Source organism: Pseudomonas sp. GL_090 (assembly GCF_057837765.1).
On sequence record NZ_CM174452.1, the window covers coordinates 3,910,310 to 3,922,493 of the forward strand.

A 12,184-nucleotide genomic window follows, 5' to 3' on the forward strand; every position below is an offset into this window, starting at 1 on the left:
TACTAATCCTTCTAACCCCTTCAATATCCACATATTTTCTAAGGAAGACTAGAGAAACCAGCGATACTCCCGCGCGCTGATGTCATGCAGAAATGCCAGATGATCCTGACGTTTGTTTTCGCAGTAGACGTCCACAAACTCCGCCCCCAAGCCTTCGCGCAGCGATGCATGATTTTGCATGGACTGCACCGCTTCGAGCATTTCCAGCGGAAAATCGATGCCACTGCCGCGGTCTTCGTTGAGCGGTGCAATCGGCTCGCGCTCCCCTTCAAGACCCTGTTCCAGCCCTACCAGAATCGCCGCCAACGCCAAATAAGGGTTGGCATCGGCGCCCGCCAGGCGATGTTCGATGCGCAGGTTCTTGATGTCCGACTCTGGAATACGCAAGCAGGCATCGCGATCCTCGAAGCCCCAACTGGCGCGGGACGCGACGTTCACCGTGCCGCTCAAACGGCGCATGGCGTTGTGGTTCGGGGCAAAGATCGGCATGCAGTGCGGCAATACATCCAGGCAACCGGCCACGGCATGACGCAACGCCCGCTGCCCGTTCGCCGCCAACAGGTTGTTGCCGGCCTGGTCATACAGGCTGACGTGCACGTGCATACCGCTGCCCGGGTGCTGCAGGTAGGGTTTGGCCATGAAGCTGGCGCGGTAGTTGTGCTTGAGCGCCACGCCTCGGGTGCTGCGACAGAACAGGGCCGCCCAGTCGGCGGCGCGCAGGCCGTCATCGCAATGGCCGAAGTTAATTTCGAACTGGCCCGGGCCGAGCTCGGCGGTGATCACCGTGGCATCGACGCCTTGCTCACGCGCGGTCTCGACCATTTCATCGAGCACCGGGGCGAATCGCGACAAGCGTTCGATGTGCATGTTCGGCTGATCATCCGCATCGCCGCTCAGCTCGTCACGGGGAAATTGCGGCAAGCCGTCCTTCAGGCGGCTGTCGAACAGGTAGAACTCCAACTCGAAGGCCACCACCGGGAAAATGCCCTTGTGCTTGAGCCGGTCCAGCACCCGCGCCAGCACTTCGCGGGGTTCGAATTCGATGGGTTTTTGTGTGCCGTCGGAGGTAATCAGCATCTGGCCCAAGGGCTGCTTTTCCCAGGTCACGAGCTTCAAGGTGCCAGGCACCAAACGGCGCAGCGCATCCGGGTCACCATCGTTGAAGCAGTAATCGCCGATCTTGAACAGCCCGCCCTGGGTGCCGAGCAGCACGCAGTTCTGCGGCAACTTCAGTGCACTGCCGGCAGCGACTTTTTCCAGCATCTCGATCGGGTAGCGCTTGCCGTAGAAATGCCCCGGAATGTCCAGGGAGATCAGGTCGACGTATCGCACTTCGGGGTTGCAGTGGCGGAAGTTGCGAACCTCGGCCAGCAGTTCAGAGCACACAGCATCCATCGTTTTGTTCCTTGTTGTTATCAGGTGTAAACCCAAAGCACGCGGGTCAGTTGGTCGGACAGGTTGCCGTAGCGGCAGTGCGCATGGCTGGCCAGTTGAAAGCTGTCGCCGGGATGCAGGGTCACCGGTTCCTTATCGTCGAGCCACAGGGTCAGCTCCCCTTCCAGGACATAACCGCCCTGCTCGGAACTGTCCTTCATGTGCCGGTCGCCACTGCTGGCACCGGGCTCCAGCTGGCTTTCGAGCATCGAGAACGATGCGCGCATCTTTGGCGAAACGAGGATGTCGGTGATGCCGTCGGCGTAGTACAGCGTGCGGCGCTCGTCGGGGCGGGTGACCCAGGACAAGGCCATGGGTTTGGGCAGGCTGTAGAAATAGGTGGTCGGCACCCCCAGGGTTTCGCTGATGGCAGTCAAGTCCGCCACCGTCGGGCGCGACAGGCCGCGCTCGACCTGGGACAGAAAACCCACGGAGCGCCCGATTTTGTCCGCCAGTTCCTTCAGGGTGTACTTCTTGTGCTTGCGCAGGTCCTGGATCAGGATCGCCAGCGCCGAGATTTCTTCTTGCATGTCCATCTAGAGGCTTCCAGAAAGTGTCGCTTCAAATGCTGTCGCGCAGTCGATACCAGGCCTTGCCGATGGCTTCCAGCGGCGCGGCCAGGTATTTGCCGCCGGGAAAACTGCCGTTGTTCAGTCCCTGGTACAGGGACAACTCGTCGGGCTGACCGAGTACCGCGTCGGACACCGCCCGCGCCGCGGCCAGTGTCGGCAGCACACCATGCCCGGAATACCCCTGCATCCAGTACAGATCGCCACGGCGGCCGATATCCGGCGTGCGCTTGAGGGTCAGGTCGATGTGGCCGCCCCAGGCGAACTCCAGATCGACGCCGGTGAGTTGCGGGAACACCCGTTCCAGGAACGGCCGGGTCGCGGCGGCGATATCCTTCGGCATCCCGCCCAGGTAAGTGCAACCGCCGCCGAACAGCAGGCGGTTGTCCGGGGTGCGGCGGAAATAGTCGAGCACGAACTGGTTGTCGGTCACGCACACGTTACTCGGCAGCAACGCGGTGGCTTGCTCCTTCGTCAGCGGTGCAGTCGCGACCTGATAGGTCCCGACCGGCAATACGCAACTGGCCAGTTGCGGGTCGAGTCGGTCGAGGTAAGCGTTGCACGCCAGCACCAGCACGTCGGCGCGAATACGACCGCCCTCGGTGGTCACCACAAACCCGTCGCCCTCCTCGCCATAGCTCAGCGCCTTGCTTAGCTCATGGATGCGGCCACCGGCACGCTCGATCGCATCGGCCAGGCCCAGGGCCAGTTTCAGCGGATTCAGATGCCCGCCCTCGGGATCGAACAGGCCGGCCTGATAGCGCTCGCTGGCAACCCACCGCGGCAAATCACTGCGCTCGATAAATTGCAGTTTGTCATGGCCCCACTTGTGGCTGGCCTCGTGTTGCCATTCGGTCAGCAGGCCTACCCGACGGGGCATCACCGAGGTCCAGAGATGGCCGGCGCGGTAGTCGCAATCGAACTCATGCCGGCCGGGCAAGTCACGCAGCTCGCGCGCGGCCCAGCGCATGCCGTCCCACAGGCGCCGAGCCCGCTCGTAACCCAGCGCCGCTTCCAGCGGTGGCATGTCGCACGACCAGCCGAGAATCGCCTGCCCGCCATTACGCCCGGACGCGGCCCAGGCCACCCGGCTGGCTTCGAGCAAGGTCACGCGCTTGCCGGCCAGCGCCAGGCGTAAAGCCGTGTGCAATCCACTGAAACCGGCCCCGATGATCAGCACTTCGGTGTCTTGCTCACCTTCCAGTGCGGCTCGATCGACCAGACGATCGGCGCAGGTATGGGCGTAGTAACTGGCGACATGCCGGGTGGATTGCTGAAACATACGGCCTCGTGAAATTTTGTATTTTTAATTTCATGAAAAAATACACGGTAAATTTCACACAAGCAATCAACGCGTAAAAAATCCCGCTCAGGCCAACCCGAGCGGGATTTTTTATTCAGACGTGATGTTCGAATCAATCAGGCCACAGGAATCATCGGATCCGCCGAAGCCAGCGCCGAGGCGCGATCAGCCGCCGGTGGGTAGATCCACTGGGTGTTGATCTGGGTCTTCAATACCTTGGCTTCGTGCTTGACCAACTTGACCTGACGGTCCCAACCCTCGGTGTACACCGCGCCCCAGGCACCCAGATCGAGGCAGGTCACGTACTTCGGCTGGCTGTAGGGCGTCGGGTTCACACCGAGAAGCTGCGCGGCGACGTTGTTGCCGGCATGGCGGCCGAGCGAAATAGCGTGCTGACAGGTCATCAAGGCGTAGTTGCCGATCTCGTCACTGGCCGCATAGGCAACGTCGCCGGTGGCGAAGATGTCGTCCTGACCAATGACTTTCAGGTGTGCATCGACATGCAGACGGCCCAGGTGATCGCGTTCGGCCGGAATCTGCTCGGTCAGGGAGCTGGCGCGGACGCCGGTGGTCCAGACCACGGTATTTGCGTCGATGCGAGCACCATCGGACAGGGTCACGCCGCTGGCATCGACCGACACCACCGAGGCTTTCAAGTGCCATTGCACGCCGGTTGCCAGGCTGGCCTCGACGATTGATTCGGCAATTTCCTCACCCATCGAGCCACCAACTTTATCGCCGCGGTCGACGATGAGCACATTGATGTCGGCACGGTCGCCGAGGATGGCCCGCAGGCGGCTCGGCATTTCAGTCGCCGTTTCGATCCCGGTGAAACCGCCACCGGCCACCACCACCGTGTTGCGCGCCTTGCTTTCGGGCTGATTGGCCAGTGCCTTGAGGTGGTTTTCCAGACGCACGGCCTGTTCGATCTGATCGACGTCGAACGCATGCTCAGCCACGCCCGGCGTGTTCGGCGAAGCCAGGCGGCTGCCGGTGGCCAGAACGAGTTTGTCGTAGCTGCAAACTTGTTGGGCACCCGCCGCATCGACATAGCCGACCCGTTTCTGTTCGACGTTGATGGTCTGTGCCGCGCCCTTGATGAACCTGACCCCTACGGCATCGAACAGCTCGCCAATCGGCGCGGCCAGTTGGTGGGCGTTCGGCTCATAGAAGCGTGGGCGCACACGCAGCTCGGCCTGGGGAGCCAGCACGGTCACTTCAACGTCGTTGTGGCCGTGAATGTCGAACAGGCGCGTGGCACTCAAAGCGGTCCACATGCCACCGAAACCTGCGCCGATTACCAGAATGTGCTGCTTCATCTTTAACTCCAGGGGGATAGCCAAGTGTTGAAAATCGTTGAGGGGTTCAAGGACCGACGCCGGGTTGTACCTGGATAAGCGCCTGCCACTGCGACCGAGAAACTACGACTGTATTGATCCAAGTTAAATCCTGCAACAGGTTTTTATCGAGGGCGGCCATCGAAAACCGTGACCCATGAGCCGAATACCCTGTATTCAGCGAGTCACAGGAGCGTTTTCGGTCATGAAAAAAAGATTGGGCGAGGAGGGATTCGTTGCCTTGCTTGCTTTCTGCTGCTAGAATTTGCGACTAATTCAGTCGGAGATTTGCATGTCTCTTTACAGCGCGGGTGTCGAATACGGCATTCACTGCCTGCTTTTTCTGGTGGGTAACGGCGGCGACTCACGCGAAGCGAGCGTGCGCGACCTTGCCGATCTGCAAGGCGTCCCCCAGGACTATCTGGCGAAAATCTTCACCAAGCTGGCCAAGGCCAATCTGGTGGTCGCCACTGAAGGCATGCGCGGTGGCTTCAAGCTGGCCCGGCCGGCTGACGAAATCACCTTGCTGGATATCGTCAACGCCATCGACGGTCGCAAGTCGATTTTCGACTGTCGGGAGATCCGTGGTCGTTGCGCAGTGTTTGACGGCGCCCCGCCTGAATGGGCATTGGAGGGGCTGTGCGCCATCCATGGCGCGATGATGGTTGCGCAAAAACGCATGGAAGAGGCCCTCGCCCAACAAACCATCCTCGACATCGCCAGGAAATTCGGACGCAAGGCCCCGCCAGAGTTCGGCGTCAAAGTGGAAAGCTGGATGACCGAGCGCCGAGAACGCAAAAGTGCCGTCCAGACCGGTGAGCAAATCATCCCGACGACCAACCTTTCGGACTGATCTACACAAAAAAAACCGGATGCACGCCAGGCATCCGGCTTTTTCTCAATGGAGTCGAAAAACGGTCGGTGACCGATTTTCACCCTCTCGCGCTTACAAACAGTCGCGCACGATTTTGCGCAGGTCGCCGGACTTGGCCCAGGGCGGCCCCTGATACAGCGAAACCCGGCTGCCGTCCTTGTACTTCACGATATCCACCACTTCGTCGGCCGTGATTACGCTGGGCGCGGTGATGCGGTATCCGTTGGATATCGAAATCTGGGTCGTATTCGATACTTCCTTTTGCCAGGCAGGCAACACGCACGCCGCATACTCTTTTGGCGCCTTCTCGCTGTGCTTACTGACATTCGGCTCGCCCGGTACCAGCGACGCCGGCAACGAACACCCGCCCAGCAATGCCAACACGACTCCCCCCATCAACATCCGCATGCTGTTTCCTTAAGTTAGAAAAAAGAGAATGTAGCTCGCCGTCGTCCCTACAGCCATCCCCAACGATTCGGCGTGTCATTGATATCGCTTGTCAGGGTTAGTTCCTTGAATTCAGATAATCCATCCATCTTTCGTAGGCTTCATGCTGGCGTTGTGTGACTTGCTCCCATTGCGGCCCGCTGAGTTGACGGGCCGATACCAGTTGCATCATCTCGTTGGTCGCCGCCTCCAGGTCAGCGATCAACTCGTGGGCCCGAGCCCTGAAATCATCGGTTGCGGTCATTTGACGTCGCCCCCCGTAGGAAAAACCGGCTCTAGAGTAGGACAGCTTATTTCCTCGTTCGCTGTAGTTTTCCCGACCAAAGGAAACCCCACCGATTCAGACGAACACAACATCCTGTGCGGTAAAGAGGTCTAAAATTTCGGTGTGCAGAGTTCAGGAGGTCATCATGTGGCTTAACGAATCGGAACAGGAACTTCGGCGTGATCTGCAAGGGCTTGCGTCAGATTTGCGCTGGTCGGCCGTGGAGCTTCTGCGAATAGAGCAGCAATTGCGCCTGCTCGGGAGCGAAGCCGACGCGCAAGCCGTTCAAAGATTGTGTTCTTTGTTTCAGGGCGATGAAGAAAAACTGTCCGGCTACGCCGAGGAAGTGAAAGCCAAGGTCATTAGCCGCAACAAGGCTCAATAGCGGGAGCGCTGCCATGAACAGGCCTCTATTCACGCTGGTCGTCGCACTGACCGCGTTGGCAGGCTGCAGCACCAACTCGATCTACCAGGACCAGCCGCTGGTCGCGAAAGTCGACACCGGCATGACCCAGGAGCAAGTCCGGCAAATCGGCGGCCAGCCCCTGGCGGTCACCGACCGGACTGTCGAACCCGGCACGTGCTTTGACTACAAGCTGAGTCAGTCCGGCCATCAACAGGCGTTCAATGTCAGCTTTGACGACCGCGGCATGGTCGACCACAAAAGCTTCATGACCTGCGCGGAATGGAGCCACACACAACAAAAGGCCCGGGAACCCTCCCGCCCCAGCGGAGGCGGTGGCTACTAGCGCCCTTAAGGACTTTGCAGGAGCGAGCTTGCTCCGGGCGGCGTTCCGACGATGGACTCAAACGCGCCGGGTTTAGCCAGGAAGCACGCGTTATCGTTAGCGACCATCGCGAGCAAGCTCGCTCCTACAGGCTTCATTTTGCTTGATGGCTGCCCGCAGTCCTGCCGACACGTGCCTTGTAGCCGGGCAGCGAAGCGGCAAATGCCAGTGCTTCTTCCCGACTGTCAAACGATCCCAGCCGGTCACCTCGTGTGCACACCCGCCAGGGGCCATTGTTCACGCAGAGTACGTCATAACCGTTCATGTGCATTTTGTTCAGCATCGGAACACTCATAGTCACCTCCTCCTGGGCAGTGATATCAGGTTGACTTGCGTACCTTACACCCACCCTTGTCCAAAATACCGACCAGACGTCGCCATGAAAATTCCCCATTCCGGTTGCACTTGAACCCTAGCCCTTGGCCAACGCCGTCGCTGCCCTGTCGATCAAGGCCGCTACTTCAGCGGGCATCGAGGCCAATGATGCGTGACTGGCATGCAAGGTCAGTATCTCCCGGGCGTTCAGCCGCGCAGCCATCCACTCCTGGTTTTGCGGCGCGATCATTCGGTCGTCAGACGAAATCTGGTACCACGATGGCTTTTTCTTCCAGGCCACCGTGCCAATGGTGTCACCGAAGGTGCTCGCCAGCGGCGCTTTCTGGGTGATGCCCATGACCAACCCTTCGGTCGCCGGCAGATCCTGGCAAAAGCTCTCGTGATAGAGCTCTGGCTTGACCCACAGGTAACCGTCGCTGTCGGGAGCCAGGTTGGCCGCCGCCGCCGGAAAATGCCGCTGCGTGATGCTGTCGGGGCTTTCACCGGCGTCCGGGGCGAACGCGGCGATGTATACCAGCCCAACCACATTCGGCAAATCACCCGCTTCGGTGATCACCGCGCCGCCATAGGAATGCCCCACCAGCAGCACCGGACCGGGCACCTGGGCGACCATCTTGCGCGTGCGCTCGGCATCTTCGGCCAAGGACGTCAGCGGCAACTCGACGGCACGAATGTGCGTGTCACCCCGGCTGAGCAATTTGACGATGACTTTGTTCCAGTGGGCGGCACCGCCCCAGAAACCATGGACCAGCACGATCGTGGGTTTGTCACTCATCACCATGTCTCCGTTTGCCGATGGGGTTGTTCGCCGTTCGCCTCAGCCCTGATCGCCACCGCCCACGGGCATGACCATGCCGGTGATATAGGACGCATCGTCGCTGGCCAGAAACAGAATAGCCCCCGCCTGCTCATCCAGGGTGCCGTAGCGTTTCATCAAACTGCTGTCGAGGGTCTGGTCGACGATCTGCTGGTACCAGAGCTTTTCCTGCTCACTCTGCTCGGCACCGTTGCGGGGTATGCGTCGCGGCGGTGCTTCGGTGCCGCCAGGCGCCGTGGCATTGACCCGCACGCCGCGACCGGCGGTTTCGAATGCCAGACAAGCGGTCAAGGCATTGACCCCCCCCTTGGCCGCACCGTAGGGCACGCGGTTGAGGCTACGGGTGGCGATGGAGGATACGTTGACGATCGCACCACTGCCCTGCTCCAGCATGAACGGCAACGCGGCATGGCAACACCACAAGGTCGGGAACAGCGAACGGCGAACCTCGGCCTCGATCTGTGACGCTTCATAATGTTCGAACGGCTTGGCCCAGATCGTCCCGCCGACGTTATTGACCAGCACATCGAGGCGTCCGAAGCGCTCGACCGCGGTTTGCATCACCCGACTGCACTCCTCGTATTGCTCAAGGTCGGCGGTCAGGGCCAGTACCTGGGTGGTTGGCGCCAGCTGTTGCTGGACTTCGAACACCAGGTCGGAGCGATCCACCAGGATCAGCTTCGCCCCTTCGGCGGCCATCCGCTCGGCCACCCGCCGCCCGATACCTTGGGCAGCGCCGGTGATCAGGGCGACTTTTTCGTGAAATTTGTTCATGTGTACCTCATGAAGAAGGTTGCAGTTCAACTGTGGGAGCGAGCCTGCTCGCGAAGAGGTCCTTCCAGTCGACACAGTGGGTGACTGCCGGACCGCTTTCGCGAGCAGGCTCGCTCCTACATTGGATCTTTGCCAATCAGGGAGTTGGTGCAGGACTCAAGCCGCGCTGGCGGCGAATTTCTCGAAGTAAAAGTTCGCAGGTTTGATGCCTTGTTCGCGAATGAACTGGCTGACCGCCTCGACCATCGGCGGCGGGCCGCACAGGTAGACGTCGACGTCGCCATCGTTCAAATGCTTCGGCTCGATGTGCTGGGTCACATAACCCTTGAGCGGGTGCTGGCTCTCAGGGCTGGCGACGCAAGCGCTGAAGGTGAAGTTAGGGATGCGCGCGGCAAAGGTTTCGAGGCGGTCGATTTCCACCAGGTCGAAATCGTGGGTCACGCCGTAGATCAGATGCAGCGGGTGATCGCTGCCCTGCTCGGCGATCTTCTCCAGCATCGCGGTGAACGGCGCCAACCCCGTGCCACCGGCCAGCAGCAACAGCGGCCGACGGATGTCCCGCAGGTAGAAGCTGCCCAAGGGACCAGCCAGGCTCATGCAGTCGCCGGCCTTGGCCATGCCGGTCAGGAAGCTGCTCATCAGGCCGCCGGGCACGTTGCGGATCAGGAAACTGACCTCACCGTCGCGCTGCAACGAGCTGAACGAATAGGCACGGGTCTGCTCGCTGCCGGGAATCCCCAGGTTCACGTACTGCCCCGGCAGGAACGCCAGCTTGCTCAGGGCTTCGCCCTTGATCGACAGCGCGATGGTGCTGTCGGACAACTGGCGCACGGCGCTGATGGTCGCGTCGTAGCTGGCCTGACGGGTGCGGCAGACCTCGGAGGACGTCGGTACTCGCACCACGCAATCGCTCTGGGCGCGCATCTGGCAGGTCAGGACAAAACCCTGCGCGGCCTCTTCAGGGCTGAGGGCGTCTTCGATGTACTCCTCGCCCAGATCGTAGGTGCCGGCCTCGGCAAAACACTTGCAGGTGCCGCAAGCGCCGTCGCGGCAGTCCAGCGGGATGTTGATGCCCTGGCGGTACGCGGCATCAGCCACGGTTTCGCCCACGTTGGCGTCGATGAACCGGGTGACGCCGTCTTCGAAATTGAACGCGATGGAATGGGTCATGACGGCCGCCTCACAAGTGGTAAACATCGATGACCTGGCGAACGTAGTCGTTCTTCAGGATCACTTTCTTGGCCTTGATCAACGGGTTTTCACCGCGCATGTCGAGGGTGTAGAAGCTACTGCCGAAATAGCTGTCGACGGTCTTGTAGCGAAAACTCAGGGTGTGCCAGTTGAAGCGCACCTTGCACAGTCCGTCGGCCTGTTCGAGCAGCTCGATGTTGCTGATGTTGTGGGAGGTGCGGGTGTCCGGCACGCTGGCGCTGGAGCGCTCGGTCTTGATGCGGAAGATGCGGTCTTCAAGACCCGTGCGGTTGCCGTACCAGATCAGCGAGATTTCCCGCTGCGGGTCCTCGGTCAACTCGTCGTTGTCGTCCCAGGACGGCATCCAGTACGTCGCGTCGGGAGCGTACATTTCCAGCCATTCGTCCCACTGGCGGTCATCGAGGTAGCGCGCTTCGCGATAGAGGAAATCGCGCACCGCTTCATAGGAAATGCTCATAACACGTCCTCCACGGCGATCAGCTTCGACTGCTCGGCCGCCAGGGCCTTGAGCATGGTCTGCTGCCAGTACTTGTGCTGCAGCACGAACAGGCCCTCATCTTCGGTGCGCACACCGCTGAGCAGCGGATGCAGGTCGATCTCTTTGGCGGCGTCGTCGGCACCTTCAATCCAGTGCTCGGCACCACGGGACATGTCGTTCCAGGTGGTGACGCTGCCCTGGTAGCTGGTCTGGCAGGAGCGGAACTCTTCCAGATCGTCGGGCGTTGCCATGCCGCTGACGTTGAAGAAATCCTCGTACTGGCGAATCCGGCTGGAACGGGCATGGTCGCTCTCGCCTTTGGGGGCGATGCAGTAGATGGTGATTTCCGTGCGGTTGACCGAAATCGGCCGGGCGATGCGGATCTGCGAGCTGAACTGGTCCATCAGGTACACGTTCGGGTACAGGCACAGGTTGCGCGAGTTCTCGATCATCCAGTCGGCGCGGGCCTTGCCGAAGTCTTGCGCCAGTTCGTCGCGGCGCTCGTACAGCGGACGGTCCTCGGGGTTGGCCCAACGGGTCCAGAGCAGCATGTGGCCCTTGTCGAAGGAATAGAAACCACCGCCCTGCTTGGCCCAGCTGCCGGCGCTCATGGTCGGATTGGTGTCACCGGCTTCGCGCTGCTTGCGCTGGTTCTGGGTGGCCGCGTAGTTCCAGTGCACGGAGCTGACGTGGTAGCCGTCGGCGCCGTTCTCGGCGGTGAGCTTCCAGTTGCCTTCGTAAATGTAGCTGGAGGAGCCGCGCAGTACTTCCAGGCCATCAGGCGACTGGTCGACGATCATGTCGATGATCTTCGCCGATTCGCCCAGGTGCTCGACCAGTGGCAGTACATCGGCTTTCAGGCTGCCGAACAGGAAGCCGCGATAGGACTCGAAACGCGCAACACGGGTCAGGTCGTGGGAGCCTTCGCAGTTGAAGCTCGCCGGGTAGCCGGCGTTGGCCGGGTCCTTGACCTTGAGCAGCTTGCCGGAGTTGTTGAAAGTCCAGCCGTGGAACGGACAGGTGTAGGAGCTCTTGTTGCCGGACTTGTGCCGGCACAGGGTCGCGCCGCGATGGCTGCAGGCATTGATGAAGGCGTTGAGTACACCGTCCTTGTTGCGCGCGATGAAGACCGACTGGCGCCCCATGGTGGTGGTGTAGAAATCGTTGACGTTGGGGATCTGGCTTTCGTGGGCCAGATACAGCCAGTTGCCCTCGAAGATGTGTTCCATCTCCAGATCGAACAACCGGGGGTCGGTGAACATCTCGCGTTTGCAGCGATAGAGGCCCTGCTCGGGATCATCTTCAAGCAGGGAATGCAGGTATTCGGGTCGCAGGGTCATGGCCGCCGCCTCCATTGTTATTGTTCAGGCAGGGGTCATGCTAGGACGGGGGGGCAGGCTGGAATATCCGCGGGGTGCAAACCTTTATCCGTTTTGTGCAGGGGTTTGGCGTTGTGTCAGGCGCCATCAATGTTGAATGTGCCGACCTCTTCGCGAGCAGGCTCGCTCCCACAGGGGTGAAGCAATCCAATGTGGGAGCGAGCTTGCTCG

At 60.6% G+C, this 12,184-nt stretch carries 15 protein-coding genes; 3 read left to right on the top strand and 12 right to left on the bottom strand.

Annotated elements, in window-relative coordinates; translation table 11 throughout:
• Positions 1-48 precede the first annotated feature (48 nt).
• The 4 genes from AC3ITA_RS17445 to AC3ITA_RS17460 all read right to left on the bottom strand — a co-directional run bounded on the left by AC3ITA_RS17445 (position 49) and on the right by AC3ITA_RS17460 (position 4,625).
• Positions 49-1,395, bottom strand: a complete 1,347-nt coding sequence (locus tag AC3ITA_RS17445; RefSeq protein WP_095942893.1) for a glutamine synthetase family protein — start codon at positions 1,393-1,395, stop codon at positions 49-51.
• Between the two features lie 20 nt (positions 1,396-1,415).
• Positions 1,416-1,970 (bottom strand): helix-turn-helix domain-containing protein, encoded by a 555-nt coding sequence (locus AC3ITA_RS17450; protein WP_095942892.1) that lies wholly within the window; start codon positions 1,968-1,970, stop codon positions 1,416-1,418.
• 25 nt (positions 1,971-1,995) lie between these two features.
• On the bottom strand, positions 1,996-3,285 hold the full coding sequence (locus tag AC3ITA_RS17455) for an NAD(P)/FAD-dependent oxidoreductase (RefSeq protein WP_095942891.1): 1,290 nt from the start codon (positions 3,283-3,285) through the stop codon (positions 1,996-1,998).
• Positions 3,286-3,422: 137 nt separating this feature from the next.
• On the bottom strand, positions 3,423-4,625 hold the full coding sequence (locus AC3ITA_RS17460) for an NAD(P)/FAD-dependent oxidoreductase (RefSeq protein WP_489278045.1): 1,203 nt from the start codon (positions 4,623-4,625) through the stop codon (positions 3,423-3,425).
• Between the two features lie 310 nt (positions 4,626-4,935).
• On the opposite strand from AC3ITA_RS17460, the gene AC3ITA_RS17465 reads away from it, so the two are divergent.
• Positions 4,936-5,496 (top strand): RrF2 family transcriptional regulator, encoded by a 561-nt coding sequence (locus AC3ITA_RS17465; RefSeq protein WP_489278047.1) that lies wholly within the window; start codon positions 4,936-4,938, stop codon positions 5,494-5,496.
• 93 nt (positions 5,497-5,589) lie between these two features.
• Here the strand turns inward: AC3ITA_RS17465 and AC3ITA_RS17470 are convergent, their stop codons facing one another.
• Positions 5,590-5,925 (bottom strand): hypothetical protein, encoded by a 336-nt coding sequence (locus AC3ITA_RS17470; protein ID WP_095942888.1) that lies wholly within the window; start codon positions 5,923-5,925, stop codon positions 5,590-5,592.
• 97 nt (positions 5,926-6,022) lie between these two features.
• The gene (locus tag AC3ITA_RS17475) at positions 6,023-6,208 is read right to left on the bottom strand and encodes a hypothetical protein (protein WP_095942887.1); all 186 of its coding nucleotides are present in this window, start codon (positions 6,206-6,208) and stop codon (positions 6,023-6,025) included.
• A 166-nt stretch (positions 6,209-6,374) separates the two neighbouring features.
• On the opposite strand from AC3ITA_RS17475, the gene AC3ITA_RS17480 reads away from it, so the two are divergent.
• Together AC3ITA_RS17480 and osmE are read left to right on the top strand one after the other, a co-directional pair.
• Positions 6,375-6,614, top strand: coding sequence for a hypothetical protein (locus AC3ITA_RS17480; RefSeq protein WP_008021270.1), 240 nt, complete (start codon positions 6,375-6,377; stop codon positions 6,612-6,614).
• A 13-nt stretch (positions 6,615-6,627) separates the two neighbouring features.
• The gene (osmE, locus tag AC3ITA_RS17485; RefSeq protein ID WP_008053782.1) at positions 6,628-6,978 is read left to right on the top strand and encodes an osmotically-inducible lipoprotein OsmE; all 351 of its coding nucleotides are present in this window, start codon (positions 6,628-6,630) and stop codon (positions 6,976-6,978) included.
• A gap of 133 nt (positions 6,979-7,111) precedes the next feature.
• On the opposite strand, the gene AC3ITA_RS17490 is transcribed toward osmE, so the two are convergent.
• The 6 genes from AC3ITA_RS17490 to benA all read right to left on the bottom strand — a co-directional run bounded on the left by AC3ITA_RS17490 (position 7,112) and on the right by benA (position 11,974).
• Positions 7,112-7,312, bottom strand: coding sequence for an SPOR domain-containing protein (locus AC3ITA_RS17490; RefSeq protein WP_414928138.1), 201 nt, complete (start codon positions 7,310-7,312; stop codon positions 7,112-7,114).
• 117 nt (positions 7,313-7,429) lie between these two features.
• Complete coding sequence (locus AC3ITA_RS17495) at positions 7,430-8,128, bottom strand: alpha/beta hydrolase (protein WP_414928139.1); 699 nt, start codon at positions 8,126-8,128, stop codon at positions 7,430-7,432.
• A gap of 42 nt (positions 8,129-8,170) precedes the next feature.
• Positions 8,171-8,944 carry a 1,6-dihydroxycyclohexa-2,4-diene-1-carboxylate dehydrogenase gene (locus AC3ITA_RS17500; RefSeq protein WP_095942884.1) on the bottom strand — a complete coding sequence of 258 codons (774 nt, stop codon included), beginning with the start codon at positions 8,942-8,944 and terminating at the stop codon, positions 8,171-8,173.
• A gap of 156 nt (positions 8,945-9,100) precedes the next feature.
• Positions 9,101-10,114, bottom strand: a complete 1,014-nt coding sequence (gene benC / locus AC3ITA_RS17505; protein ID WP_150674212.1) for a benzoate 1,2-dioxygenase electron transfer component BenC — start codon at positions 10,112-10,114, stop codon at positions 9,101-9,103.
• A gap of 10 nt (positions 10,115-10,124) precedes the next feature.
• The gene (gene benB / locus AC3ITA_RS17510; RefSeq protein ID WP_095942882.1) at positions 10,125-10,613 is read right to left on the bottom strand and encodes a benzoate 1,2-dioxygenase small subunit; all 489 of its coding nucleotides are present in this window, start codon (positions 10,611-10,613) and stop codon (positions 10,125-10,127) included.
• A complete protein-coding gene (benA, locus tag AC3ITA_RS17515) occupies positions 10,610-11,974 on the bottom strand; it encodes a benzoate 1,2-dioxygenase large subunit (protein WP_150674210.1) in 1,365 nt (454 codons plus the stop codon). Before benA ends, benB begins: the two co-directional genes overlap by 4 nt.
• Between the last annotated feature and the right edge of the window lie 210 nt (positions 11,975-12,184).